The organism is Paenibacillus montanisoli (genome assembly GCF_003268025.1).
Classification (GTDB): domain Bacteria; phylum Bacillota; class Bacilli; order Paenibacillales; family Paenibacillaceae; genus Paenibacillus_Z; species Paenibacillus_Z montanisoli.
This window is the reverse complement of record NZ_QLUW01000007.1, coordinates 1-25,415: the sequence shown is the minus strand read 5'-3', so window position 1 is coordinate 25,415 and position 25,415 is coordinate 1. Positions and strand designations below refer to the sequence as shown.

At 51.0% G+C, this 25,415-nt stretch carries 27 protein-coding genes, 2 tRNA genes and 2 rRNA genes; 7 read left to right on the top strand and 24 right to left on the bottom strand.

Annotated features, from left to right (window positions below):
• Positions 1-13: 13 nt before the first annotated feature.
• Both DL346_RS26985 and DL346_RS26980 read right to left on the bottom strand, forming a co-directional pair.
• A complete protein-coding gene (locus tag DL346_RS26985; RefSeq protein WP_338066333.1) occupies positions 14-328 on the bottom strand; it encodes a 4a-hydroxytetrahydrobiopterin dehydratase in 315 nt (104 codons plus the stop codon).
• 21 nt (positions 329-349) lie between these two features.
• Positions 350-643: a hypothetical protein gene (locus tag DL346_RS26980; protein ID WP_112885501.1), complete on the bottom strand. Its 294-nt coding sequence runs from the start codon at positions 641-643 to the stop codon at positions 350-352.
• Positions 644-905: 262 nt separating this feature from the next.
• On the opposite strand from DL346_RS26980, the gene motA reads away from it, so the two are divergent.
• Both motA and motB read left to right on the top strand, forming a co-directional pair.
• On the top strand, positions 906-1,706 hold the full coding sequence (motA, locus tag DL346_RS26975) for a flagellar motor stator protein MotA (protein ID WP_112885500.1): 801 nt from the start codon (positions 906-908) through the stop codon (positions 1,704-1,706).
• Positions 1,690-2,517 (top strand): flagellar motor protein MotB, encoded by an 828-nt coding sequence (gene motB / locus DL346_RS26970; protein ID WP_112885499.1) that lies wholly within the window; start codon positions 1,690-1,692, stop codon positions 2,515-2,517. Before motA ends, motB begins: the two co-directional genes overlap by 17 nt.
• A gap of 54 nt (positions 2,518-2,571) precedes the next feature.
• Here the strand turns inward: motB and cuyB are convergent, their stop codons facing one another.
• The 6 genes from cuyB to DL346_RS26945 form a co-directional block, all read right to left on the bottom strand.
• A complete protein-coding gene (cuyB, locus tag DL346_RS26965; RefSeq protein WP_240633457.1) occupies positions 2,572-3,276 on the bottom strand; it encodes a cysteate racemase in 705 nt (234 codons plus the stop codon).
• A 31-nt stretch (positions 3,277-3,307) separates the two neighbouring features.
• A complete protein-coding gene (locus DL346_RS26960; protein WP_112885498.1) occupies positions 3,308-4,816 on the bottom strand; it encodes a Mur ligase family protein in 1,509 nt (502 codons plus the stop codon).
• A 138-nt stretch (positions 4,817-4,954) separates the two neighbouring features.
• Positions 4,955-5,110, bottom strand: a complete 156-nt coding sequence (locus tag DL346_RS29225) for a hypothetical protein (RefSeq protein ID WP_165822702.1) — start codon at positions 5,108-5,110, stop codon at positions 4,955-4,957.
• 232 nt (positions 5,111-5,342) lie between these two features.
• The gene (gene rluF / locus DL346_RS26955) at positions 5,343-6,038 is read right to left on the bottom strand and encodes a 23S rRNA pseudouridine(2604) synthase RluF (RefSeq protein WP_112885497.1); all 696 of its coding nucleotides are present in this window, start codon (positions 6,036-6,038) and stop codon (positions 5,343-5,345) included.
• 42 nt (positions 6,039-6,080) lie between these two features.
• A complete protein-coding gene (locus DL346_RS26950) occupies positions 6,081-6,776 on the bottom strand; it encodes an NAD(P)H-binding protein (protein WP_112885496.1) in 696 nt (231 codons plus the stop codon).
• Between the two features lie 47 nt (positions 6,777-6,823).
• Positions 6,824-9,076 carry a sensor histidine kinase gene (locus DL346_RS26945; protein WP_240633456.1) on the bottom strand — a complete coding sequence of 751 codons (2,253 nt, stop codon included), beginning with the start codon at positions 9,074-9,076 and terminating at the stop codon, positions 6,824-6,826.
• Positions 9,077-9,417: 341 nt separating this feature from the next.
• Between DL346_RS26945 and tadA the strand changes: the two genes are divergently transcribed.
• Complete coding sequence (gene tadA / locus DL346_RS26940; protein WP_112885495.1) at positions 9,418-9,900, top strand: tRNA adenosine(34) deaminase TadA; 483 nt, start codon at positions 9,418-9,420, stop codon at positions 9,898-9,900.
• On the opposite strand, the gene DL346_RS26935 is transcribed toward tadA, so the two are convergent.
• The gene (locus DL346_RS26935) at positions 9,806-10,069 is read right to left on the bottom strand and encodes an aspartyl-phosphate phosphatase Spo0E family protein (RefSeq protein ID WP_276311588.1); all 264 of its coding nucleotides are present in this window, start codon (positions 10,067-10,069) and stop codon (positions 9,806-9,808) included. The two genes, tadA and DL346_RS26935, sit on opposite strands and share 95 nt — an antisense overlap.
• 258 nt (positions 10,070-10,327) lie before the next feature.
• On the opposite strand from DL346_RS26935, the gene DL346_RS26930 reads away from it, so the two are divergent.
• The 4 genes from DL346_RS26930 to DL346_RS26915 all read left to right on the top strand — a co-directional run bounded on the left by DL346_RS26930 (position 10,328) and on the right by DL346_RS26915 (position 12,983).
• Positions 10,328-10,404, top strand: a tRNA-Arg gene (locus tag DL346_RS26930).
• Positions 10,405-10,571: 167 nt separating this feature from the next.
• A complete protein-coding gene (locus tag DL346_RS26925; protein WP_112885493.1) occupies positions 10,572-11,147 on the top strand; it encodes an acyltransferase in 576 nt (191 codons plus the stop codon).
• Positions 11,137-12,258, top strand: coding sequence for a DegT/DnrJ/EryC1/StrS family aminotransferase (locus DL346_RS26920; RefSeq protein WP_240633455.1), 1,122 nt, complete (start codon positions 11,137-11,139; stop codon positions 12,256-12,258). The genes DL346_RS26925 and DL346_RS26920 overlap by 11 nt, the downstream gene beginning before the upstream one ends.
• The gene (locus DL346_RS26915; RefSeq protein ID WP_112885492.1) at positions 12,255-12,983 is read left to right on the top strand and encodes a glycosyltransferase family 2 protein; all 729 of its coding nucleotides are present in this window, start codon (positions 12,255-12,257) and stop codon (positions 12,981-12,983) included. The genes DL346_RS26920 and DL346_RS26915 overlap by 4 nt, the downstream gene beginning before the upstream one ends.
• Before the next feature lie 199 nt (positions 12,984-13,182).
• Here the strand turns inward: DL346_RS26915 and DL346_RS26910 are convergent, their stop codons facing one another.
• From DL346_RS26910 to DL346_RS26845, 15 genes are all read right to left on the bottom strand, one after another.
• Positions 13,183-14,328, bottom strand: a complete 1,146-nt coding sequence (locus DL346_RS26910; RefSeq protein WP_112885491.1) for a CapA family protein — start codon at positions 14,326-14,328, stop codon at positions 13,183-13,185.
• Positions 14,329-14,476: 148 nt separating this feature from the next.
• Entirely contained in the window at positions 14,477-15,082 is a 606-nt protein-coding gene (locus DL346_RS26905) for a Gmad2 immunoglobulin-like domain-containing protein (RefSeq protein ID WP_112885490.1), read from the bottom strand.
• Between the two features lie 153 nt (positions 15,083-15,235).
• Entirely contained in the window at positions 15,236-16,318 is a 1,083-nt protein-coding gene (locus DL346_RS26900; protein WP_112885489.1) for a hypothetical protein, read from the bottom strand.
• Between the two features lie 155 nt (positions 16,319-16,473).
• Positions 16,474-16,635: a small acid-soluble spore protein P gene (locus tag DL346_RS26895; RefSeq protein ID WP_112885488.1), complete on the bottom strand. Its 162-nt coding sequence runs from the start codon at positions 16,633-16,635 to the stop codon at positions 16,474-16,476.
• Between the two features lie 31 nt (positions 16,636-16,666).
• Entirely contained in the window at positions 16,667-16,843 is a 177-nt protein-coding gene (locus tag DL346_RS29220; protein ID WP_165822701.1) for a hypothetical protein, read from the bottom strand.
• 65 nt (positions 16,844-16,908) lie between these two features.
• A complete protein-coding gene (locus tag DL346_RS26890; RefSeq protein ID WP_112885487.1) occupies positions 16,909-17,256 on the bottom strand; it encodes a hypothetical protein in 348 nt (115 codons plus the stop codon).
• Between the two features lie 116 nt (positions 17,257-17,372).
• A tRNA-Ser gene (locus DL346_RS26885) sits at positions 17,373-17,461 on the bottom strand.
• Positions 17,462-17,541: 80 nt separating this feature from the next.
• The gene (serS, locus tag DL346_RS26880; protein WP_112885486.1) at positions 17,542-18,822 is read right to left on the bottom strand and encodes a serine--tRNA ligase; all 1,281 of its coding nucleotides are present in this window, start codon (positions 18,820-18,822) and stop codon (positions 17,542-17,544) included.
• A gap of 120 nt (positions 18,823-18,942) precedes the next feature.
• Positions 18,943-19,533 carry a pyridoxal 5'-phosphate synthase glutaminase subunit PdxT gene (pdxT, locus tag DL346_RS26875; protein WP_112885485.1) on the bottom strand — a complete coding sequence of 197 codons (591 nt, stop codon included), beginning with the start codon at positions 19,531-19,533 and terminating at the stop codon, positions 18,943-18,945.
• 23 nt (positions 19,534-19,556) lie between these two features.
• Complete coding sequence (pdxS, locus tag DL346_RS26870) at positions 19,557-20,441, bottom strand: pyridoxal 5'-phosphate synthase lyase subunit PdxS (protein WP_206098594.1); 885 nt, start codon at positions 20,439-20,441, stop codon at positions 19,557-19,559.
• Between the two features lie 145 nt (positions 20,442-20,586).
• The gene (locus tag DL346_RS26865; RefSeq protein WP_240633454.1) at positions 20,587-21,870 is read right to left on the bottom strand and encodes a D-alanyl-D-alanine carboxypeptidase family protein; all 1,284 of its coding nucleotides are present in this window, start codon (positions 21,868-21,870) and stop codon (positions 20,587-20,589) included.
• Between the two features lie 155 nt (positions 21,871-22,025).
• Positions 22,026-23,483: an IMP dehydrogenase gene (gene guaB, locus DL346_RS26860; RefSeq protein ID WP_112885484.1), complete on the bottom strand. Its 1,458-nt coding sequence runs from the start codon at positions 23,481-23,483 to the stop codon at positions 22,026-22,028.
• A 147-nt stretch (positions 23,484-23,630) separates the two neighbouring features.
• Positions 23,631-24,686, bottom strand: a complete 1,056-nt coding sequence (locus DL346_RS26855; RefSeq protein WP_165822700.1) for a putative glycoside hydrolase — start codon at positions 24,684-24,686, stop codon at positions 23,631-23,633.
• A 371-nt stretch (positions 24,687-25,057) separates the two neighbouring features.
• Positions 25,058-25,174 (bottom strand): 5S ribosomal RNA (gene rrf, locus DL346_RS26850).
• Between the two features lie 116 nt (positions 25,175-25,290).
• Positions 25,291-25,415, bottom strand: a 23S ribosomal RNA gene (locus tag DL346_RS26845); the annotation flags it as partial.

Sequence of the window (25,415 nt, the reverse complement as noted above, 5' to 3'; positions counted from 1 at the left end):
AAAAAAACGCCGGCTACCCGTTCCCGGGAGCCGGCGCCTTAAAGGCCTCGTTATATCGCCTCGCCGACTGCATATCGAGCTCCGTTAAGCCTCCCGCATGCCAGGTCGTCAAGCGCAGCGTCACTTTCTTGTAATCGATGCCGATGAACGGATGATGGTTCATCTCCTCCGCGATGGCCGCAACCCTCCCAACGAAGGCAATCGCCTCCATGAACGTGGGGAACCGGTAGCCGCCCTGCATCCATTTCTCATCCTGGCGCGACCAGCCGGGAAGCGACGCGATTGCCTCATCCGCCGCGTCCACCGGCATCTTCTCCATCTTCGCCATCCAATCCCCCTCCTTCCGAATCTAGATCAGCCGAATGATCCGGCTTTCCTTCTCGTCGACCGACACTTCGATGATGTGATGCTTCGGCCGGTACGCCACGATCCCGCTTCCCACATGGATGACCGGATCCTCGCCAAGCGCATAGAACACATCGTCCGCAAGCGCCTCCATTAATTCGAAGCGCTGCCCTTCCTCGAGCTCCGCCCAATCGGCGGGCTCCATCTCAAAGAAAAGATACCCGTCCCCGATCGAGTGAATCGCCTCCGCCAGCTCTCCCAAAATATCGCTGTACTCTCTCGCGTGTTTAACTCCCATCGCATTTCCCTCACTTTTCCGTGATCATTCACCGCTTATTCCTACATTCTACACGAAATCCGATGAAAACTGCTAAAACATCCTGTTTGCTCTAATCTGCGAGCCTTTTTTTGACGATATAAAATAGAGATAGTCTGTCGAAATGGCGTTCTTTTTGTCAGTCTGACACATCAGATTGCCGTCCGTTGTTATCCCGCTCCCGGGACTTAACCGGCACAGCCGGTTTACGATGTCCTTATTATCTTACTAGACGAGGTGTGTCATGGAAAAATCGACTATTATTGGTATCGTACTCGGACTCATAGCCGTTCTTCTGGGTATGACGCTGAAAGGCGCGCCGATTGCCAACCTAATCAACCCGGCTGCTTTTGTTATCATCATCGTCGGTACCGCCGCTTCTCTCTTCATTGGCTTTCCTCTTAGCGAGCTGAAGAAGTTTCCGAAGCTGATCAAAATGATCTTCACCGTGCAAAACCTGCTGCCCCGCGAGGAAGTCATCGCCCTCTTCATGGAATGGGCAACGATTACGCGCCGCGAAGGCCTGCTTGCATTGGAATCCAAAGTCGACGACATTCCGGATCAGTTTCTGCGCAACGGCATGCGGATGATTATAGACGGCAACGATCAAGACCTCGTCCGCGACGTGCTGCTTGAAGATATTGCCGCAACCGAAGAACGTCACCGGGCCGGAGCGCTCATCTTCTCGCAGGCCGGCATGTATGCGCCTACGCTCGGGGTGCTCGGAGCCGTAATCGGTCTGATCGCGGCGCTGGCCGACATGAGCGACATGGAGAAGCTGGCACATGCGATCGCAGCTGCATTCGTTGCTACACTTCTAGGTATATTCACAGGTTACGTATTATGGCACCCAATTGCAAATAAGCTGAAGCGCCTTTCTAAACGCGAGGTCGAACTGCGCCTCATGATGGTCGAAGGCTTGCTGTCCATCCAATCCGGCGTATCCACCATTGCCATCAACCAGAAGCTCTCGGTCTTCTTGACGCCGACGGAACGCTACAACCTGAGCCAGAAGGGGGCAGAGGGTATTGAGCAAAAAGCATAGAAAAGAGCATCATGAAGAGCATGCGGACGAAACCTGGCTGATCCCGTATGCCGACCTCCTTACCCTATTACTCGCCTTATTTATTGTATTGTATGCCATGAGCTCGACGGATTCGAAGAAATTTCAAGATATGAGCAAAGCGTTCAACATCGCCTTCAGCAGCGGCGTCGGCGTGCTGGAGCAATCCGCGGTCATCTCGAATGCCAATCAGTTTGAGGATACGACCGAAAGCAAACGTCATAAAGAAAACGCGGACATGTCCAAGCAAGAGAATATCGAGGCGCTGAAGAAGAAAGAACAAGAGGATCTGGAGAAGCTGAAGAAGCAGGTCGACAATTACATCAAATCGAACGGCTTAACGACCCAGCTCGATACGAAGCTGAACCAATCCCAGCTGACGATTACGATCAGCGACAGCTCCTTGTTTGCTCCGGGCAGCGCGAAGGTCAAGCCGGAATCGCGTAAGCTGGCCGTCGAAATTTCCAGCATGCTGCAGAAATATCCGGACTATCAGGTCGAAGTATCCGGCCATACCGACAACGTGCCGATCAACAACGCGGAATTCGAGTCCAACTGGGATTTAAGCTCCATGCGGGCGCTGCGATTCCTGGATATTCTTCTGCTCAACAAGAATCTCGACCCTCATCTCTTCAGCACCATCGGCTATGGAGAGTATCACCCGGTTGCGAAGAATTCAACGGTCGAAGGCCGCTCCAAGAACCGCCGCGTGGAAGTCTCCATTATGCGGAAGTACACGGATACAACAAATACTACAGTTGTATCCGCCTCCGCTGCCGCCGACAAAAAATAACGAAACCAAAAAAACCGCCAGAGCGACTTATAGTCGCACTGACGGTTTTTCTCTTTAGTTCAAGGAAAGCTCAATCGATTTCTTCACCAGCACGTCCATCGCATCGACGCAGTGCTGTTTCGCTTCGCCGCTAAGCGGGATAATCGACAATTCGGTACAAGCGATAATGATACATTGGCACCCATCGTCTTCAATCAGATGCTGGATAATGGATTCAAGCTCCTTCGGGTCGATCTGAACGCCGCGCTTAATATCCCGATAAATAATATTCATAATCTGCTGCTGAACCGGATCGGACGGCAAGTGAGGCACCATGTTGTACTTGCGTGCCGACTCGCTGTATATGCCGCTGTGCAGCGTACCGTTCGTCGCAAGTATGCCGACCTTGCAGTCATCGCCATATGCTTCATGAATGACCTTCATCGTTTCCTCAACCATGTTGATGATCGGAATCTTCGTCATCTGCTGCATTTCATTCACGTAGTAGTGAGCGGTGTTGCACGGAATCGCGATATTGGCTACCTCGGCATACTCCAGAAGCCGAATATCCTTCTCGATCGCGCGCAGAAACTGTTCGGGACAATTTTCAAGAATGACATGAGTCCGATCGGGCAGCGAAGCATGATTCAGGATAACCATATCGATATGATCCTGATCCCTATCCGCAACCGTGCTTTCGATAATTTGATCGATAAATACGCTCGTCGCCTTCGGCCCCATTCCGCCTAGCACACCTAACCGCCGTTTATGTTCCATCATTCTACCTACTTTTATGAGTTAATCTATATTGTTACCCTTCGGCGCCCTGCTTCGAAACCGGCTCCTTCAACAGCTCCAGCGCAATCTCCGCGCCTGGATCCATGCCTTGGCAGCCTGCCAGCAGAATCAGGTCGCCGCGACCGGCCTTGGACAACGCGTGTGCGATGGCATCCGGCAATTCCCGGTACAGCTTTACCTCGATGCCTGCTTCATTCATAACCTCCAGGAACACATCCGTCTCCTCATCGGAGACCGTATTGTTCTTGTTCACATGGGATGCGCTCCGCGTCGCGATAATTTCGTGCATCTCGAGCCGGTTCATCCATTTCACGATCGCTTCCGCGTTCTCGCGGTTAATGATCGGCCCGCGATTGCCGCGGATCGCATAGACGAAATGACACTGCTCATAGTCCATGTAACGGAGCGTTTCCAACGTCACGTCAATGTTTCCGGGATTGGCAAAATGATCGTCCACGATAATGAATTCATCCTCGTGAATGAATTCGAAGCGTCTCTCTACCCCGCCAAATGTACGCAGCGCCTCTTGAATAGTCGCAACCGGAACGCCGCACAGCAGCGCGATCGCAATGGCCGCCATGGAGTTATACACCGAGTGCAGCCCCGGAATGCGCAGCTCCACGCGGAACTCGCCAGGCGTATATTCGACGCCGTCGCCTTTGAACGGCTTTATTATTTCAACGGTGAACTTCGCACGCCCCGTGGATAAGTCTAAATCCTTGCAGTGCAGCGTGCCTTCAGTGCTCTTCAGCCCGTACGTAATGACATTCGCGCGTGTCTGGCCGACGAGCGAAGCCGCATGCTCATTGTCCAGGTTCAAGACGGCCGAGCTATGCTCGCTTGCCCCTCGAATCAGACTCGCCTTCGCCTCGAAATACTTCTCGAACGTGCCGTGCGAATCGATATGCTCGCGGCTTAGATTGTTAAAGCAGACAATATCGTAACCGACCGTCTCCACCCGGTGCGACTCCAGCGCAGCCGAGGAAACCTCCATGCTGACATGGGTCACGTCGCGGTCGACCATTTGCTTCAAGTAAGACTGCAGGTCAAGCGATTCCGGCGTCGTCAGCTCCGATGGAATTTTAACGTCATCGATCTTGATGACGACCGTCCCGATCAATCCTGTCTTCAGTCCGTGCTGCTCCAAAATCGCATTCGTCATGTAAGTCGTGGTTGTTTTGCCGTTGGTGGCCGTAATGCCGATCATCTTCAGCTTCGATGACGGATGGCTATAAAATGCGTCTGCCAGCTGCGCCATTGCAATCCGGCTGTTCGGCACCACATACTGCGGGATCGCGATGTCCTCTTGGATGCGCTCCACGATCGCGGCAGCTGCGCCGCTCTTCACCGCATCAGGCAAATATTTGTGCCCGTCGGTGCTATAGCCGGTGATGCAGACGAAGAGATCGCCGGGCGACACCTTCTGCGAGTGATAGGAAATGCCGGTTGCTTCAAGATTCTCCTCCGGCCGGAACGACCCGACAACCGCTGTCGCTTGAAGCAGCTCCTGTAATCTAGTCATAGAATAAAATCCTCTCTACCTGTGATTAGCGGCCGAATCTGCCGAACGCTTTGCCTGCAAGCTTGCCCAAAAACGCGAGGGCCGGCTTCGGATCCTTCCAATCTCGGATGGCTCGTCCAAGCGAAAGCTGCTTGGTTATCATATATTGCGAACGGCAAGCAGCGGGGATCCAGTCCGCTCACGGTATGTATTGAAGTCCGTAATCCGAACATTGAATTCGATCAAGTGGAACTTACCCGTGACCGCATCCTTCTTAAACTCGATCTTGCGAAGCCTTGAATCTAACGGCCTCAAAGAACTTAACGCCTAACTCATGAAAATAATATTTATAAATACCTCTATGCAAAGCGTTGACAATCCTTTATAATTTTACTTCATGTATTCTAGGAATACAAATGTTATTATTGCTAGCTTTCAGGGCAAAACCGCTCGTTTAGCGAATCCAAGCAAATCAAAAAACCAACATCGCCGACCCGTTTGTCGGACTATGTTGGTTTCTTTATTATTTCCCGGGAAAGTGTCGATCTTAGCCATAATTGAGCAGCGCGAATAACTCCTGCAGCTCGCCGCTCGTCAGGTCCCGCCATTTGCCGTTCGCAAGCTGGCCCAGGTGGATGTTCATAATGCGTACGCGCCGCAGCTTCCGTACATTGTAGCCGAATGCCGCGCACATGCGACGGATTTGCCGGTTCTTGCCCTCGGTCAGCGTAATCCGGAAGACGCGGTCATTCTCCTTCACGACCTTGCACGGAAGAGTCTTCGTCCCCAATATGTGGACGCCTTCGCTCATGGCCTTCAGAAACCTTGGCGTGACCGGCCTGTCCACCGTAACGATATATTCCTTCTCGTGCTTCCCTTCCGCCCGCAAAATCCGGTTGACGATATCCCCGTCATTCGTAAGCAGAATTAGCCCTTCCGAGTCTTTATCCAATCGGCCGATCGGGAAGATCCGCTCCTGGTGGCCGACGTAATCGACAATATTGCCTTCTACATCCGCTTCAGTGGTACTTGTGATGCCGACCGGCTTGTTCAGCGCAATATATACATGGCTTTTCTGCGCGCCGATCGGCTTGCCGTTGATTCGTACATCGTCGCCGAGCTCCGCTTGGCTGCCAAGCTCTGCCGTTACGCCGTTAATGGTTACGCGTCCCGATTCCACGAGCTTATCCGCCTCGCGTCTGGAGCAATAACCGGTTTCGCTAATAAACTTGTTAATCCTCAACTGACTTTGTCACCCCGCATGGTTACTGCTACTGCTATCTCCTTATAGCTGTATTGTAGCGTGTATCGCGTCATTTTCATAGATTTTTGCATCCGTCATCCCGCTTTCTCCCCGAGCCGCCGCCAGATCTGCCATGAAAGCCGCGACTTGATCCGCTTCAACAGGACGATATGCTCGCAGCTTTCCCTGCATAAACAGCTTCATCAGCGGACTGAGCCAAACCGCAACCTGCTCCCCTGGCCGAAATTCCTCCCGCTTCCCAAGCAGCAGCGAAGGACGGACAATATGCAACTCCCTTAAGCCAAGAGCCGACAACTGCGCCTCCATTTCACCCTTCACCCTGTTGTAGAAAATGGGGGACGATGCATTCGCGCCCATAGCGGACACAATGATGAACTTCTCTGCGCCATGCCGTTCTGCCCACTCGCCGAGCGCGACCGGATAGTCGAGGTCCACTTGCCGGAATGCTTCCTGCGTCTTAGCCTTCTTGATCGTGGTGCCGAGCGTACAGAAAACGACGTCCGCTTCGACGTCCGCCAGCGCTTCGTCCATCCGGTCAAAATCGGCTGTCAGCACCGTCAGCTTCAGGTTTGCCCCATACCCGTTCGTTGAAGGGCGGAGCGGTCTGCGAATGAGGATCGTGACGGCGGTGCATCTGCTGTCTTGAAGCAAGCGGCGCAGCAAGGCCGAGCCGACTAACCCCGTAGCGCCGACCAGCAGAGCGCGGTAGCCTGTCATGCCCTACACCCTCTTTCTAAGTCGTGGTATGTACTTGGTCGTGCTTGCTAGGCTTCAAGAGCCTGCTCCTTCAGCAGCGGAAGCGCAATAATAACCGTTGTGCCGACGTTCACTTTGCTCTTGATCTCCAACGTCCCTTGATGCGTCTGAATGATGCGCTGGCTTACCATGATGCCCAGTCCCGTCCCCGTGTCCTTTTCCGTATAGAACGGGTCGCCCAACATGGCAATCCGCTCTTCGGGGATGCCGATGCCTTCATCCGTTATGGATACGCGAATATGATGGGAATCATTCCTCTTCGCCGCAATGGCAATCCGCCCGCCGTTTGGCATAGCTTCGATCGCGTTCTTAAGAATATTGATGAATACCTGCTTCAACTGGTTCTCTTCACAGGATATCCTACAATCCGCTTGGTCAAAATACGTCTCTAACACAATATTGCACAAATGCGCCTGGCTATCGAGCAGCGAGATGACATCCCCAAGAATGAAGCGTACGTCCTTCACCTCGAAGCGCGTCGCCTGCGGCTTCGCAAGAATGAGAAACTCGCTGACAATCAGATTGATCCGGTCGAGCTCCGAGAGCATCAGATCGACATGCCGCTTGTTGAGCTTCGACGTCTCCTGCTGCAGCTGCAGAAATCCGCGAAGCGTCGTCAGCGGATTGCGGATCTCATGCGCAACGCCGGCGGCCAGCTGGCCGACCGTCTTCAGCTTCTCCGATCTGCGCAGCAGCTCATCCATCTTATTGCGGCTTGTCATATCCCGCGTAATGCTTGCGATGGCCCGGAGCTCGCCGTGCTTGTCGCGAATCGGAGACGTGGTAACGCTAACCGGGATCCAGTCCCCGTTCTTCGTCACCCGCGTCGTCTCGCGCGCAGAGAGCGCCTTACCGGATTTCAGCAGCTCCATTGTATCCTTTTCTTCCTCAGCTAGATGCTCCGGTACCAGCGCGAGCATGCGGCCGACGGCCTCTCCCGTCGTGTAACCGAATAGCTGCTCGAATGCGCGGTTAACCTGGGTAATGCGGCCATCCAGGTCGACGACATGAATGGCATCGGTAGTATGATTTATGAATGATTCCAAATACTCTTTCATGGAACGGTTTTCTTCGAACGCCATTTTCAGCTTGGTCATGTAGATATTCAGGTTTTTCGACATTGCGTTGACGCGCTGCGCCAGCTGCCCCAGCTCGTCCTTGCGCTTTACTTCGATCGTGTCGTCGAACCGGCCGAACGATACTTCATTAACCTTCCACAGAATGGAGCGAACCGGCCGCAGCAAAAAATCCGACATCCAATAGCTGCAGAATACAACGATGACAAGCAACACGATCGAGATGAAAACTTGATTATTCCGCTGATCGTCCATCAGCTTCGTCATGGGCTTCTTGTCGAGTACAAGCCCGATCACGTAAGGTACAGGCTCCTTGATGGCTATAAAGCTCTTGATCACGTCGTGATTGTGAATCGTCGCTTCCCGGAACACCATATTGCCCTGCAGCGATTCTTTTATGTCGTTCTTATCTTTCTCCATTTCCTTATATTCATAAGTGCCGAACGGAACGGATTGCTCCTTCAGCAAATCTATATTCATTACGGTCGGTATATCTTTGACCGGCTCTTGGCCGAATATTGCCGGATTAAAGCCCGTGATCTCCAGAATCGCGGGATTACCGTTCTTTAGTTCCGTCAAAAATGAATTCGTATGCGATATTTTGCGGATGCCGGTGAACTGGCCGCTATTCATAGAACAGCGAATGATGTAGTCCAAGTTCAAGTCCGAATAGAAGCTTTCTTGGCCGAGCGCGGCATTGTCCATAAGAATCAGCTTGTCCTGGCCGATCCAGAACTCATAGCCGAGCGTCTCCTGCTCAATCGAATGGGATTTGCGTTCCGGCGGTACATCGACCGACTCGCCGATTTCCCGTGGATTGGTCGATTGGACGATAGAATACGTCCCGCCTTCCTTCTTCAGCAGCGCCATGCCTGCAACGCCCGCTTGATTCGCCACCTGCCTTAGCTGCTCATAAGAAACGTCCTCCGCTTGATGTGGCAGCTGCGTAGATGCGGAGAACGAGGCCAGCTTCATTTTATCCGACAGGACGCTTTGAACGAATGCCACTTCTTTCGTGCTTTGGATGACATTCGATGCCACCTGCTGGCTGATCGACAACATTTTCAGCTGAATATCGTTTCTTAGATTGACCCGCATCGAATATTCGTTCAGAATCACATTTAGTACGAGCAGCACAAACACAACGAGCGAAATCATGACCGATAGTTTCGTTTTGACCGACAATATGCGACACTTCCTTTTACGCGCTGCCTGTGGATAGCTTACTTGGATCATACCATAATTGGCAGGAATTGAAAGCAATCTTGAGCATCTGGATTTCAATGTATAAACAGACGGCAAAGCCGCAGGTTGTTGGGATAACTATCGGAGTTATGCACAAGTTTTTCCCCATATCCACAGGCTTCGTTAATATTTTGTGTACAGAACTGTGCATAATCGCAGGTTATCCACAATGTTATTCACACGCTGTTAACAACGAATATTTGTTCGCGGCATAATTCGACAGTCGAGGACCGTCGAATGGGTATCAAACAATAGGCATACGGGACTGGAGGCATACTGGGATGGAAGCAGAGTTGAATTATTTTCGAGAAGAGGACTACAAATGGATGCAGGAAGCGATTATGGAGGCGAAGAAAGCCGAGGCGATCGGTGAAGTGCCCATAGGGGCGGTCATTGTGAAAAACGGGGAAGTGATCGGAAGAGGCTATAATCTGAGGGAAACGAATCTCGATCCGACCGCGCATGCTGAAATGATCGCCATTCGGGAGGCAAGCTCGCATTTGAATGCGTGGAGGCTGCTGGACTGCACGTTGTATGTCACCTTGGAGCCTTGTCCGATGTGTGCGGGTGCGTTAGTGCAGAGCCGAATTCGAAAAGTTGTGTTCGGCACAACCGACCCTAAGGCGGGCTGTGCCGGCACATTAATGAATTTGCTGCAGGAACCCCGCTTCAATCATGAGACTGAACTGCTTGGCGGCCTGCTGCAGCAAGAATGTTCGGATTTGTTAACACTGTTTTTCCGTCGGTTGCGAGGACGTAGCTAGTGGAAACAACGCGGATCATCTCTGCCTTCTGAATCTGTTGTAAGGTGACGATGAGCTTGTCCGCTGCTTCGCTTATGGCAAGCACATCAGGATCCGTTAAGCTTCCGCGGGCTTCGGCCATTTCGAACAGCTTTGTACGAAGTACTTGCAACTCGTGAAGTAGTATCATTTTGTCATTCATGAAGCCTCGGAACATCTCCCATCGCGTCAACTTGTTAAAAATGGTAACGATTTCATTATAAACGGTTTAGCTTACTATGTTTGTAAAATCTTGTCGACGTTTTTAGCATGAATCCGCTTAATGTTTCGACAAATTCTTGAATTTTTTAGCGTTTTGGGTCTTTTTTCTCATTAACCTCAAGTTGCTTGGGACTATTAGACTTGCTTGCGCATGAAAAGGTGTTCATGCTATTATTATCCTTGCCGCGCGCCCGTAGCTCAGCAGGATAGAGCGACAGTTTCCTAAACTGCAGGTCGTACGTTCGAATCGTATCGGGCGCGCCATATATAAAGTGTTCAGAACCGTACAGTTGTGCGGTTCTTTTTGCTTTTCTTATACGTTTGTCCTTCTTGGAGATGCCTTTCTAACGTCACAAAACTTGTCCTTTGTACATAAACTATCATGATCATTCTGGCTTAAGATGAAAAATCCATGATAAAGAGTTGATAAAATGAATAGCTTTTACGCTCAAAGCGAACTAGCCGGTTTGGGTTTGTCTTCATGTGGCGAAAACGTACGGATAAGCCGTAAAGCAAGTATTTATGGAGCAAAAGATATTCGCATTGGCGACAATGTTCGTATTGATGATTTTTGTATCCTTAGCGGGAAAATCAGTATCGGGAATTTTATTCATATCGCTGCCTACACAGCTTTGTACGGAGGAGATAAAGGAATAGTTATTGAAGACTTCGCAAATCTATCTTCAAGAGTTTCCGTTTATTCAATTAGTGATGATTATTCGGGCGAATCGATGACAAACCCTATGATACCGGATAAATACAAAAATATAACCAGCGAACCGGTCGTCATTCAAAAGCATTCGATCATAGGTTGTGGCTGTGTGGTGTTACCTGGAACAACAATAAAAGAAGGAAGCGCGTTCGGGGCTCTCAGTTTGATTAATAAAAACTCAAATGAATGGTCAATTAACGTTGGCATCCCATTTAAAGAGATCAAAAAAAGAAGTAAACAGGCACTGGAATTAGAACAGAAATTTATCGAAGAGAGAGAATATCGTGAAACATAAGCCAATATTCGTCACTCGTTCATCGATGCCGCCTTTTGAAGAATTTATAAATGAAATAAAGCCTATATGGGATACAGCTTGTCTGACGAATATGGGAACGTACCATATTCAACTAGAAAAAAACCTTATCGAATATTTAGGAGTCAATCATATCTCATTATTTACTAATGGCCATATGGCATTGGAGCTTGTATTACAGGCGATGAATTTAACCGGAGAAGTGATTACAACGCCTTTTACCTTTGCTTCAACGACACATGCGATTGTTAGAAATGGATTAATCCCCGTGTTCTGCGATGTTAATCCCGCTGATTATACAATTGACGTGAATAAAATAGAACAATTAATAACAGACAAAACCAGTGCGATCTTACCTGTTCATGTTTATGGACATGTTTGCAATGTAGGTGAGATTCAGCGGATCGCAAAAAAATATGATCTAAAAGTGATTTATGATGCAGCTCATGCCTTCGGAGTTCAAATGAATGGACAAGGCATAGGGAATTTCGGGGATGCATCGATGTTTAGCTTCCATGCTACGAAGGTATTTAACACTCTTGAGGGCGGAGCCATAGCGTTTGCCGATGAGGAAATAGGCAAACAGCTCTATACGCTGAAAAACTTCGGGATTAAGTCAGAAGTATGGGTTGAGGGGATTGGTGTAAACGCAAAAATGAATGAATTTCAAGCAGCGATGGGTATTTGTAATCTTCGACATATCTCGGAGGAACTATCAAAAAGAAAGCATGTAGTTGAACGATATCGAAATAGGCTGTCTAAAATAAATGGCCTTCAAATTATGAATGACGCTGATGGAGTTCAATCGAACTATTCTTATTTTCCGGTCGTGTTTGATGAAAAGGTATTTGGGCTTTCCAGGAATGAAATTTACGACAGGTTAAAAGAAAATCATATATTTGCTAGGAAATACTTTTACCCCTTAACCAACACTTTTAATTATTATCTTGGGCAATTTGACCGAAATCAAACTCCAGTTGCGCAGCATATTGCTAAACGAGTTCTTACATTGCCTCTGTATGCTGATTTAGCTCTAGATGATGTTGATAGGATTTGCGATATTATACTTGAGAGAGGAGTTAAAAACACTTGATCATACATGTTTATGCCATATGTTGGAACGAAGAGAGAATGCTCCCGTTCTTTTTCAAGCACTATGATCATATAGCGGATCACTATTTTATTTTTGATAATGGCTCAACCGATGCTTCCTTGCCGATTCTAAGGTCACACCCCAGAGTTACTATCGATAAGTTTGAAGTATATGGTGATTCTCTTGTGGCAGCCGCATTGGGTCTGTTCAATCAATTTTGGAAACAAAGCAGAGGAAAGGCAGATTGGGTTATTGTTTGCGACATAGATGAACATCTCTACCACCAAAATCTTAGGGCCTACTTGCAAGAATGCGCTTCCCAAGGAATAACATTAGTGGCTCCTAGCGCTTATGAAATGGTTTCGGATTTTTTCCCGGGTCAAGATAAACCCTTACACGAATCCGTAAGGGATGGCGTAAGGATTCCTCTTTACGATAAACCTTTGATTTTTAATCCAAATGCGGTTCAGGAAATTAACTTTACTCTTGGAAGGCATCTAGCTAAACCTGTAGGCCATATCATTCAATCCCCGAACAAAGATGTGCTGCTTTTACATTATAAATATCTAGGATATGACTATTTAAATACCCGTTACTCAACGCTGAGACAGGGGCTTCGCTCTGGTGATATTGAAAAGGGAGCCGGATATCAATACTTGTGGAATGAGCAACAAAAAATGGATATGTTTTTACATTGGAAAAATCGATCTGTAAGAGTGTTTTAGCTCGTCAGGGAAGCGCGCCATATGACAAAACTTATCCACATGTTGAAAACTTTACGGTTTAGCTTGCAGGGAAGCATGCGCTAAAGTTACTTTTGTGGATAAACGTAATAAAGCCCGGCAATGCCGCATAAGCGCAGCTTGCCGGGCTTTCGTCAATTAGCCTGCCCACTCTTATGACATAAATGTGCATTAATGCTTCTCACTCAGCGGAACCTGCAGCCGAGGAGGAAGAGGTATCTTCGAATGGCTCCTCCGAGCTGGCGGTATGCGCTTCCGGAAATCGCAGTACTCCCCTGTACATGCGCAGTGCACCTTGATAGGCGCGTTTCATCCGCACCAGCTGTTCCGCGGGAAATTGGTCCGGCTTAGTAATCGCTTCTTGCAGCGGCACAATGCGGCACATTTTGGGTTTGCCGTTCTTTGCAATGCTTGCCCAGGTCGGCACGCCCTCGATGCCAGCTAGCCTGACGAGGCCGCCGGAGGTTCTGCGAAGCTTGAGCCTAACGATGATGCCGGTCAGAGCCGCGTCCTTGCCGTGCAGCCGGGTGGAAATAAAGTTTCCGAGAGAGTAGATGGCGAACCGTTTTCTCGTCCGTCCCGAGACGTCCTTCACGGTTCGTATCACCGCCGGCTGAAGGACATGCGGATGCGATCCCAACACCACGTCCGCGCCATTCCGGAACATGAAACGGACCCACTCCTTCTGGTGGGCGGCCGGGCTTTGCTCGTACTCGAATCCGCAATGCATGAACACGATAATAAATTCCGAGGCTTTTCGCAGCCGCTTCAGATCGTTCTTTATCCTTGCGCGTACGAGCTTTTTAACTCCTGCCTGCTGTCCCTTCGGTACGGGCATGCCATTCGTATCCCGTGTATACGACAATATGCCGATACGGACCCCTTTGATATTCCGCACACAGAGCGTCCGCGATTCCTGTGCATTCCGGAACGTTCCGACGTGGACAAGGCCGTTCTTGTCGAGAACGTCCAGCGTCCGTTTGAGTCCGCTAACGCCGTAATCCGCGCAATGGTTGTTGGCTGTCGCGATCACGTCGAAACCTGCCGCCGACAGCGCCTGCGCGAAAGCGTCCGGGCTTTTGAACACCGGATTGCCGGTCCTTGGATTGCGTCTCGTCTTATTGAAGCCTGCATTCGGACCGCCTGCGAAGGTAGTTTCCAAATTGCCAATCATCAATTGCGCGTCCTGCAAATAACGGACAACCGGTTCGAACAACTGCTCGAATGCGTCCGCACTGACCGCTCGCCTGCCGCTACGAAGCATTTGGATAAGCAGCGGCTTCATTAACAGATCGCCGACAGCCGCAATTACAATTTCTTTAGACATCCCGTTTTCCCCCGATAGATTGGGCTGAAATCCGCTATGCTACCATATGCCGCCTGAGCGGAATTGGTGTGAAGGACCAATTCGGGAACAAAAAAAGAGATACCAATACATATAAAAAAAGCCCGGCAATCGCCGGACCTTCACCCCATCACTCCCCGCCAAACGTTTCGAGCGGGATATTCAAAATATTAATCTTGCTGCCGTCCTTTGCGCTGTACTCAAACAGCTGCAGCATCAACGTACCATTCGCCGGCAACTTGTTTGCCGGAATTGAAATGGAAAGCTTGAAGGCCGACCAAGCCGGCGCGCCTTCGCTCAGCATATAGTTCTTTTCCAGTAAGTAATTGTGTCCATCCTCCACGGCGTAGCTCATCATTGCCTCGAAGATCCTTCCCTCGCCCGTTACCGTATACTTGCCCCCGCTCCCCGTGACGTGAACGTTGCGGAAGGCATTGTTCTGGACCGGCCCGCCGGAGCCGTAGGTAATGATCACTTTTTTCTGCGCGCTATCCCAGCCTACTGTCGCGCCCAGCAGGTCCCCTACCGCGCGCAGCGGCACATAAGTGCTGCCTTTGTAATTCATCACTGGCAACTGCTCGCTTTCATAAGTAGAACCATTCACTTCAATCGGATAAGCCGCCTCGTTCAGCACAAACTGTTTTACCGTCGCAGCCATTGTCGGCACGGCAAGCATAAGCATGCTCCCGCTTAAGAGACCGACAATAAATCCGCGAAAACCACGCAAGCTCTTCATTTCCTCACACTCTTTCCTTGGGCCGCGGCCCGTATTTGTGTTGCATAGTCCATCCTATGCGTGAATCAAGCCCGTTTACCCCTAACTAGGCCATTTAGGGAAAAAAGCCCCTAACATACCGATGATGTCAGAGGCTTTAGTAACAACATTTATTCACTTTTCGCTGGCGCTTGGAAGCCCCAGCATTTCCTGTAGCTGTTCTACAGGTACGGAGTCTTTCGGCAGCTCGTACTCGAATTTGACGTCTTTATTCATATCATCAAAGGAAAGATCGAAATGAATGCCCAACTTCATTCCCTGCGCAGCATCAGCCGATTCCAGGCTCAAATCCACGCCTTCATAGGTCAAGTAATCCTCGGTAATACCGCCGGTTACGTCTAGCTGATTAATTTTGACCGTTTTCTTCATCTCGTCAATCGCCGCCTGCAGCTTTCCGTCCTTCTGCTTGTCGGCAAGCTCCTTTTTCGCCGCTTCCAGATCTGTCTTGGAGAGCTTAAGCGCCGTGGCATATGCATCGTTTTTAAGCAGAATATCAATGATCTGCGGCGCCGCTTTCTCCATGATGGCCGTCCACGCTTCTTCTACATTGCTCTCATTGATGGAGAAACGAACGAGCTGATCAACCTTATGATCGGCAGCCAATCCTTTGACATCGGACGCATCCGGCTCGCTGAAGAACGTTTTCTCGTCCAAGCTGTCCAGCAGCGCTTGAATCAATTCCTGGCCGATCTGAGGCGATGAAGCGACGTCCGTTACGCCCTGTTCCTGCCCCAGCTTCTTCATATCCAGCTCCACGAACTTGCCCGCAATCGTCTCCGGCAGCGGAAGCCCTGGAATTTGCGGCACTTTGATCCACGCCTTGTCCTTTGTAATGATGAAAGGAATTGACGCGTTCAGCTTTACATCTCCGCTGCCGAGCGTGATATCCATCGTGAGCTCCGCACGTTGAGGCGACTTCTGAACGGCCCCATGCACGTTAATAACCGTACCCTTCAAGAAGGCGAACATCATCGAGGTTACCGCCGAATTAGCGCCGTCTGCAGCACCGGCTGCCTCTTGCGGAAGAGAGAAATCGTTAATCGTTAGTGTGCCCTTATATGTCATGCTTGCCGCTTCCTCATTTTTCACCATGGCATCCAAGATCGCCTCTTTCGGCGAATCGGACGAGCTGCAGCCTGCAAGCACGGCGAGAGATGCCGCGAGCAGCAGTGCTGTACCCCGTTTAACCATCTTCATGTGATACCTCCTCTCCTTTTCATGAGCACCTTCAATTTTACCCCATCGCCTGCTAATCGGAAAGGTTAAAAAAGATGCCATGCCTATATGTAAAAAGCCCTCTTTCGCCGAAGAGAGCTCCGGGTCCAGAGGGCTGTAGATACGGTATAGTAGTGCTAGTTACCTGCGCGGTTGTTGTGACTCACGTGGTTGGCTTGTTTGGTTTTCTTCGAGCCGCTTAGAGGCTCCTGCTGACGGGAACCGCCCGAACGCGACTTGGAGCTATTATTCTCATAGGGGTTTGGAACGGGAATTGCATGCGACTTGCCATTGGTCATTTCAAAGCACCTCGCTATTCTGAGATCCGGATTAGCTCCGGGAGTGAAACAGATCGGAAGGCTCTTCGTGATTTAGCTGATCCTGATGACGGCGGTCATTCGTATCCTGCTGCAGCTGCTGCGCATGATGGCTGTTCACCGGATTCTTGTCCAAATCCTCCACGACGTTGCTCAAGTTTTTATCCGCAGTTCCTTTTGCCTTTGTCATCGCCTGATCTCCTGCCTTTCGCTTTGCGCATCACCCTCTGCCGGGAGCACTAGGCTCCACCTCCGCTAAGCATGCGTCAACCCGTGCAGCGCCTGTGCGCACTCATGAATATGACGTGTATAATCCTGCACGAGCTGTTGAATGATGTCCGTGCGCTCGTCTACCGTACGGCCGTCCTTCTCCACATCGATTAAGGTCGTTTGTACCTCCCGGCTGTCCACGTAGCCTACCTTAAAATCAAACGTGTACATCTGGTGTCCAGCCGTATGAATCGTGACGCGCAGAGCTTTAGGATCCGCTTCATCAGGCATGACCTCGGCTCGGTCCGCTTCGTTGATCGTACTCGGCAGCGTACGCTGCCATGCAGCCGTCAGCTGCTGTTGATCAATCGACAACTCGTCGTGTTTGCTCATCGCTTACCACCTCCATGCCGATAATATGCGGCTCGGAAGGCCTTTTTATGCTTGAAGCCCTATGCAAAAAGCGCCCAAGCGAGTGATCGCTTGAGCGCTGTCAGTTCTGAAAGTAATGGCGGAGAGAGTGGGATTCGAACCCACGTGGGCTTGCACCCTAACGGTTTTCAAGACCGCCCCGTTATGACCGCTTCGGTATCTCTCCAATGTAAGTGACACAAGATGTATTTTACCACAGGGGAAATCAGAATCGCAACTCCAAATTCCCCCTATGGCGTTTACGGTCTAACGCAGCGCGATAACCTCGAGGCCGCCCATGTAAGGACGAAGCACTTCAGGCACGATAACCGTGCCGTCCGCTTGCTGGAAGTTCTCCAGAATCGCCGCAACGGTGCGCCCTACGGCTAATCCCGAGCCGTTAAGCGTATGCACGAACTCCGGCTTGCTTTTCACTTCCGGACGGTAGCGGATGTTGGCGCGGCGCGCCTGGAAATCCCCGAAGTTAGAACACGAGGAAATTTCGCGGTAGGTGCCGCCGCTTGGGATCCACACCTCAAGATCATACGTCTTTGCCGACGTGAAGCCCATATCGCCCGTGCAGAGCGTCAGAACGCGGTATGGCAGGCCTAGCAGCTGCAGTACCTTCTCCGCATTTGCAGTGAGCTTCTCCAGCTCCGCATACGAGTCCTCCGGCTTCACCAGCTTCACAAGCTCAATCTTATTGAACTGATGCTGGCGGATCAGCCCGCGCGTGTCGCGGCCGGCAGAGCCCGCTTCCGAACGGAAGCATGCGCTGTACGCAACGAAATTTTTCGGCAGATCTTCAACCGACAAAATCTCTTCGCGATGCACGTTGGTTACCGGCACTTCCGCAGTCGGGATCAGGTAATATTCCGTATCCGCAACCTTGAAGAGATCTTCTTCAAACTTCGGCAGCTGGCCGGTACCGATCAAGCTATCGCGGTTGACGATATAAGGCGGAAGTATCTCCTCATATCCATGCTCGTCGCTATGTAGATCCATCATAAAGTTAATCAGTGCGCGCTCCAGACGAGCGCCAAGACCGCGGTAGAAAACAAAGCGCGAACCGGTTACCTTAGCCGCGCGTTCGAAGTCAAGAATGCCCAAATCCTGCGCTAGCTCAAAATGCGCCTTCGGCTCGAACGAGAATGCCGGCACTTCGCCATGGCGGCGAATTTCAACGTTCTCCTCTTCCGAGGCGCCGATCGGTACGGATTCATGCGGCACATTCGGAATCGATAGCATCAGCTCTGCAGTTTCTGCTTCCACTGCGCGAATTTCTTCGTCCAGCACCTTAATGCGGTCACCTACCTCGCGCATCTCCAGAATGAGTGCTTCCGCGTCTCCGCCGCTCTTCTTCAGCTTGGCGACTTCTTGGGATACGGTGTTGCGGCGGTTTTTCAGCTGCTCCGTCTCCTGTAACATATCGCGCCATTTTCCGTCCAACGCAGGGAAGCCTGCAATCAAATCGAGCGATTTGCCGCGGTTTTTCAGCGCCTGCTCTACTTTAGCGTAATCGTTACGCATCAATTTCACATCTAACACGCAAGAAGCCCCTCTCTTTTTAATATCCAGTATTGCCGATTCTCGCGGCTTTCGTACGCCGCGAGGCACCGGAGAATGGCACAAACGGCAAAAAGACTGCGATTCGCAGTCTTTCACCCCTTATGCTTTTGCCGCAGCAGCCGCCGCTTCCTTCGCCATATCGAGGAAATACGCATGCAGACGATAATCGTCCGTCAGCTCCGGATGATACGACGAGGCCAGCAGATGCCCTTGGCGGGCCGTTACGATTTCGCCGTTATACGTAGACAGTACGTCCACGCTCGGCGATACTTCTTTAATGAGTGGCGCGCGGATAAAGACCGCACGCACCGGCTCATTGATTCCTTTGATGTCCAGATCCGTCTCGAAGCTCTCACGCTGACGGCCGAACGCGTTGCGGGCGACCGTCATGTCCATTAGCTGCAGATGCGCATCCTCCTGGCCCTCGATACGGTCCGCCAGCACGATCAGTCCCGCGCAAGTGCCGAAGATCGGCTTGCCCTGCGCCGAAAACCCGCGAATCGCATCGACAAAGCCGTACTTGCGCATCAGCTTGCCAATCGTCGTGCTCTCGCCGCCCGGAATGATCAGGCCGTCCAACTCCTGAAGCTGTTCCGTACGCTTCACGGCGACGCCTTCGCCGCCGGCAGCTTCAATGCTTCGTATATGTTCCGCTACGGCGCCCTGAAGCGCCAGTACTCCAATCTTCATCGGTTCATGCCTTCTTTCCGAAATTAGAAGCCGCGATCCTGCATGCGCTCGGAAGCGCTCAGCTTCGAAATTTCAATGCCTTTCATCGGCGTGCCCAGGTTCTTGGACACCTCCGCGATCAGCTTATAATCCGTGTAGTGCGTCGTTGCTTCAACGATGGCACGTGCAAACTTCTCCGGGTTTTCGGATTTGAAGATACCGGAGCCTACGAATACGCCGTCAGCGCCCAAGTGCATCATCAGTGCTGCGTCGGAAGGCGTTGCTACGCCGCCTGCTGCGAAGTTAACGACAGGCAGCTTGCCTGTTTCGTGAACGTTAAGCAGCAGATCGTAAGGTACGCCAAGGTTTTTCGCTTCGTGATATAGCTCGTCCTTGGACATGTTTTGTACTTTACGGATTTGACCTGTGATCAAACGCATGTGACGAACCGCTTCTACGATGTTGCCTGTTCCAGGCTCGCCTTTCGTACGAAGCATGGCTGCGCCTTCTTGGATACGGCGAAGCGCTTCGCCAAGGTCTTTCGCGCCGCACACGAATGGAACGGTGAATTCACGCTTGCTGATGTGGAACACTTCGTCAGCCGGCGTAAGCACTTCGCTCTCGTCGATATAGTCCGCACCTAGTGCTTCCAGAACGCGAGCTTCCACATAATGCCCGATACGCGCTTTCGCCATAACCGGGATCGATACAACCTTCATTACTTCTTCCAAAATCGTAGGGTCAGCCATACGGGCTACGCCGCCTGCCGCACGAATATCGGAAGGTACGCGCTCAAGGGCCATAACAGCCGTTGCGCCGGCCGCTTCAGCAACTTTTGCTTGCTCGGCGTTCATTACGTCCATAATAACGCCGCCTTTTTGCATTTCAGCCATACCGCGTTTAACGCGCGAAGTTCCTGTTTCCATCATGTTCGTGAATCCTCCCAAAAGTTTTTGCACTGTCATCCGTGAATGTGAATCGTTCCGGACTAGCTAGCTCTAACCAATAATTTTACAGCATAGTAGAAAAATCGACAACCATCAATTCAGAGTAAAATGGTCGCCTATTCCTTGTCTAAAATAAATCGACGATCCCTTTGAACAAGCCCGAAATAAAGCCGCCCAGCGAGCGGAACATCAAACGCCACCAGCTGCCTTTCTTTACTTCCTCGGAGGTGATCAGCTTAACGCTTTTCTCGATCGATTGGCCGGTGTCCGGATCTTTGTACACGTACGTAGCCGTTCCGACCTCTTGGCCGCTCGCGATCGGTGCGACAAGCTCGTCTTCCGATTTCACCGAAACATTTTTCAGCTCAACGGTCGGCGTTGCGCCTTTTTTCACGAGGAAGGTTACATCGGATGCCGTCATGATCGGCACTTCCTTGGAAACACCCTTCTTTATTTTGACCGTCTTTGCCGTTTCTACAACCGATTTCGGTGCAACAATCGTCTTTTTCTCAAAATTATCAAAACCGTAATTGAACAGCTTCGCGGTCTGGATAAACCGTGCGCCTTTCGATTTCGTGTTCATAACGACAGAGATCAAACGCATATCGCCGCGTTTAGCCGTTCCCGTAAAGCAATAACCAGCTGCGCCGATATAGCCGGTTTTCATCCCGTCCACGCCCGGATACGCATACTGCTTGAATGATGGGACGTTTTTGTTCGACTCCAGCATCCAGTTCAGGTTGATCATCTCTGTCTCGTCACGTTCGCGGAACCGGTAGCTTGGCGTGCTTGAGAATTCCAGAAACTCAGGGTGCTTCTTGATCAAAATTGCCGCGAATTTAGCGAGATCGTTCGCGGAAATAACCGTTGTTTCAGCTAGCCCTGTCGCGCTTGTAAAGTGAGCCGACTTAAGGCCTAGCGCTTTCGCGGTCTCGTTCATCTTATCGACGAAGCCCTGCTCCGTACCGCCGATATGACCTGCCAACGCGATGGTTGCATCATTAGCAGATTGCACGGCCATTGCCATATATAAGTCCTTGACCGTATGCTTGTCCCCTTCGGCCAAATAAATAGCGGAGCCGTCTGGAGGAATATCCGCCGCTTCCTTCGAAGTCGTTACCATATCCGTCAGCTTCAAACGCCCGGCCGTAATTTCCTCGAGCACGAGATATTCCGTCATCAGCTTCGTCATGCTCGCCGGCGGGTAAGCGGTATCCGCATCTAGAGCGTACAAAACTTGGCCGCTATCCGCATCTATGAGAACGGCAGCGCGTGCCTCGACCCCTAGCGGGTTCGGTGCAGCCTCCGCAGCTTGAGCAGCTTGGGAACCTAAATTAACAGTGAGCATCATCGCGATTACAGTCGCGCAAACGGTCGGTACAAAACGTACCCATCCCTTTTTCGGTTTCAACGTCTTCTCTCCTCTTCTATCATTCAATTCTCTCTAGTATTGTAACACAAAGCTAGCCGATTCAAAAAAGAAAGACAGGAAAACGGTGTTTCCCACCATCTTCCTGCCTATAGTCCTAGTTCATTAATCTCGTAGAAAAAAACTGTGCCGCTAGACTACAGCGAGTAGTTCGGTGCTTCTTTCGTAATTTGAACGTCATGCGGATGGCTTTCGCGCAAGCCCGCGTTTGTGATCCGCACGAATTGCGTGTCATTCTTCAGCGTTTCGATGTCCTGCGCACCGCAGTAGCCCATGCCGGAGCGAAGTCCGCCGATCAGCTGATGAACCGTATCCGCGAGCGGCCCTTTATAAGCGACGCGGCCCTCAATGCCTTCCGGTACGAGCTTGTTCTCGTTCTCCTGGAAGTAACGGTCCTTGCTGCCTTCCTTCATTGCGCCGATCGAGCCCATGCCGCGGTATACTTTGAAGCGGCGGCCTTGATAAATTTCCGACTCGCCCGGGCTTTCTTCCGTGCCGGCAAACAAGCTGCCGATCATAATCACGCTTGCACCGGCCGCGATTGCCTTCGTCACATCACCCGAGTACTTAATGCCGCCATCTGCGATTATCGGTACGTTATATTCGCGCGCAACCGTTGCACAGTCATAAATCGCCGTGATTTGCGGTACGCCGATACCTGCAATGACGCGGGTTGTACAGATCGAGCCAGGGCCCATGCCTACTTTGATGACGGATGCGCCGGCTTGAATCAGATCGCGGGTACCTTCGCCAGTCGCTACATTGCCGGCTACAATCGTAAGATCCGGGTATTTGCTGCGAAGCAGGCGGACCATTTCGATTACGTTCTTCTGATGGCCATGAGCCGTGTCGATAACGAGTACGTCAACCCCTGCATTGACAAGCGCTTCCGCGCGTTCAGGCGTATCCTTCGCTATGCCGACAGCAGCGCCGCACAGCAAACGGCCTTGTTGGTCTTTCGCCGCATTCGGGAATTGGATCGCTTTCTCGATATCTTTAATCGTTATAAGCCCTTTGAGCGTGTTTGTTTCATCGACCAAAGGCAGCTTCTCGATTTTGTGCTTCTGCAGAACAACCTCGGCCTGCTGCAGCGTTGTACCGACCGGAGCGGTAACGAGGTTTTCCTTTGTCATGACTTCGCTGATCTTCATGGAGTAGTTATGGATGAAACGAAGATCGCGGTTCGTAATAATACCGACCAGCTTCTTGTCCTGATCCACGACAGGTACACCGGAAATACGATACTTACCCATCAGCTCTTCGGCATCATATACATGATGGTCAGCCGTCAGCGAGAAGGGATTCGTAATAACGCCGCTCTCCGAGCGCTTTACGCGGTCCACTTCTTCCGCTTGCTGCGCAATGGACATATTTTTATGGATAATACCGATGCCGCCCTCGCGCGCCATCGAGATTGCCAGCTTAGACTCTGTCACCGTGTCCATTCCCGCACTCATCAGCGGAATGTTGAGCTTCACGTTGGGGCTCAGCGTGACAGAAACATCAACTTCCCTTGGCAATACTTCCGATTTACGCGGCACCAGCAGTACGTCATCGAAGGTCAGACCTTCTTTGGCGAATTTATTTTCCCACACAGACTTGTTCCTCCTCAAGGCATAATACGTTCACACAAACGGGCACAAAAAATCCGTTATAACGGCCAAGCCCGCGGATATTATTGCAATATTAGCAGAGGGGTTAGGGGCTGTCAAGGTAACTGCAGCAGGATGATTTTGTCCATATTACGAACGATAATCGTACTTGCAATTAGAGCTCCAAAGCAAGAACTCCTTTATCCCCTGTTCACGCGCAGCCTGGATCTGCTTGTTTACTTGTTCGGCTCCATACTGTTGATGCGGATGCACCCATCTAGCCGTAAAACTCTGCAGCCAAGGCCGGATCGAAGCCGTGCTTTGGCTGCCGCTGCTTTCCATAATGGCATTACGCCGTTTGGCATCTTGCATCGCTTGTCGAATGATTTGGTAAGGATTAAGATCCGGCTCTTTCACACCGTACATGCCTGTCGAATAGTGGGAGGGGTAGGTCATCGGCGAAATAACGTCAACCGATCCCGACACCGCCCGCCATGACTGGCCGATCCCCATATCGTTGGTCGAGGAGGTAACAAGTCCAAACACATCCGCAGACACTCTGGCGCCCGCCTCATGAATGCCTGCCCTTGCCTCGCGCAGAAACAACGAAATGATGTCCGATTTCGACCTTCCATCCTGCTCGCTATAAGCCACTTCACTGTCAACCTTAGCACCGTTATCGGGAAAACGCACATAGTCAAACTGAATTTCATCAAAACCGATTTCAGCCGCTTCCCTCGCTATCGCCGCATTATATAAACGAACCTGCTTCTGATATGGATCGAGCCATGCTTTCCCTTGCCCATCATGCCACACGCCGCCGCTTTGCTTCTGCAGCGCCATGTTCGGGTATTTCATCGCATAAAGCGGATCCTTGAACGCAACCACTCTGCCGATCACATAAATGTTTTTAGCCTTCAGCTTCTGAATAAGTCCCTTAATATCGGAAATGGTCGCGTGAGCGTCTGCTTCTATCGCATGAACGGCAGGCAGCTCCGAGCGATAGGTAAGCTGCCCGTAATCGTTCTTCACATCAATCACCATCGCATTAAGATCGGTCCGATCGACTAGGTCGATAAGTGTTTGAAGCCGCCGCTTGCTTCCCGCAACCCATCCGGATACGTAGATCCCTCTTACCGGCTCGCTTGGCATCGTGATTTTCCGATGAACGGCATTTCCGAGCACCTTGCCAACACCTCTGGACATGCGAAGAGGCCTGCTTAGTTGGTCGCGTGAATGGAGTAATTTTTCGTCATGCTTCAGCTTCAGTTGAAACTGACCGGGAGATTCGCTAAGGTTTTGCTCCTTGATATGTTGAGTTAAAGGAGGCAGCTGAATCTCATCCTGCCGATCGGTTGTATTGCATCCTGCGCAAACAAACAGCCCGGTCATTAGCACCCATGTCAATTTCATACGCTTCATCACCATTGTCAGTATGCACCCCCGGCAAGTTGAATGACTGCGTTACCAGTAGTATGTACCTGCCGTTCTATGCAATTGTGTAGGAGATATATCCAGCAATGGAAAAAAAGACAACAACAAAAAACCGACCATATCGGATATGGTCGGTCATTCGTGCTTGGCAACGTCCTACTCTCCCAGGACCCTGCGGTCCAAGTACCATCGGCGCTGAAGGGCTTAACGGTCGTGTTCGGGATGGGTACGCGTGGTTCCCCTCCGCCATCGCCACCAAACGTGTTCGGCGGATGATTGGTTGATCATCCTTATTGAAGCTGCAAGGCTTGCGCCCTGAAAACTGGATACGAACCTTTGCGAAGGTTTCTTGCTTTAGCTGCTTATTCGAAGTATTTAGGATAAGCCCTCGACCGATTAGTATTCGTCAGCTCCACACATTGCTGCGCTTCCACCTCGAACCTATCAACCTGGTCGTCTTCCAGGGGTCTTACTAATTGGGAAATCTCATCTTGAGGGGGG

Coding starts and splice junctions, on each gene's coding strand:
- DL346_RS26855 (WP_165822700.1), bottom strand. CDS start 24,686: ATGTCCAGAGGTGTTGGCAAGGTGCTCGGAAATGCCGTTCATCGGAAA.
- DL346_RS26890 (WP_112885487.1), bottom strand. CDS start 17,256: ATGAGCAAACACGACGAGTTGTCGATTGATCAACAGCAGCTGACGGCT.
- DL346_RS26905 (WP_112885490.1), bottom strand. CDS start 15,082: ATGAAGAGCTTGCGTGGTTTTCGCGGATTTATTGTCGGTCTCTTAAGC.
- DL346_RS26960 (WP_112885498.1), bottom strand. CDS start 4,816: ATGACTAGATTACAGGAGCTGCTTCAAGCGACAGCGGTTGTCGGGTCG.
- DL346_RS26910 (WP_112885491.1), bottom strand. CDS start 14,328: ATGTCTAAAGAAATTGTAATTGCGGCTGTCGGCGATCTGTTAATGAAG.
- DL346_RS26935 (WP_276311588.1), bottom strand. CDS start 10,069: ATGATACTACTTCACGAGTTGCAAGTACTTCGTACAAAGCTGTTCGAA.
- DL346_RS26950 (WP_112885496.1), bottom strand. CDS start 6,776: ATGACAGGCTACCGCGCTCTGCTGGTCGGCGCTACGGGGTTAGTCGGC.
- pdxT (WP_112885485.1), bottom strand. CDS start 19,533: ATGAAGATTGGAGTACTGGCGCTTCAGGGCGCCGTAGCGGAACATATA.
- DL346_RS26895 (WP_112885488.1), bottom strand. CDS start 16,635: ATGACCAATGGCAAGTCGCATGCAATTCCCGTTCCAAACCCCTATGAG.
- pdxS (WP_206098594.1), bottom strand. CDS start 20,441: ATGATGGAAACAGGAACTTCGCGCGTTAAACGCGGTATGGCTGAAATG.
- DL346_RS29220 (WP_165822701.1), bottom strand. CDS start 16,843: ATGACAAAGGCAAAAGGAACTGCGGATAAAAACTTGAGCAACGTCGTG.
- DL346_RS26900 (WP_112885489.1), bottom strand. CDS start 16,318: ATGAAGATGGTTAAACGGGGTACAGCACTGCTGCTCGCGGCATCTCTC.
- DL346_RS26985 (WP_338066333.1), bottom strand. CDS start 328: ATGGCGAAGATGGAGAAGATGCCGGTGGACGCGGCGGATGAGGCAATC.
- cuyB (WP_240633457.1), bottom strand. CDS start 3,276: ATGATGGAACATAAACGGCGGTTAGGTGTGCTAGGCGGAATGGGGCCG.
- motA (WP_112885500.1), top strand. CDS start 906: ATGGAAAAATCGACTATTATTGGTATCGTACTCGGACTCATAGCCGTT.
- DL346_RS26925 (WP_112885493.1), top strand. CDS start 10,572: ATGAATAGCTTTTACGCTCAAAGCGAACTAGCCGGTTTGGGTTTGTCT.
- tadA (WP_112885495.1), top strand. CDS start 9,418: ATGGAAGCAGAGTTGAATTATTTTCGAGAAGAGGACTACAAATGGATG.
- DL346_RS26980 (WP_112885501.1), bottom strand. CDS start 643: ATGGGAGTTAAACACGCGAGAGAGTACAGCGATATTTTGGGAGAGCTG.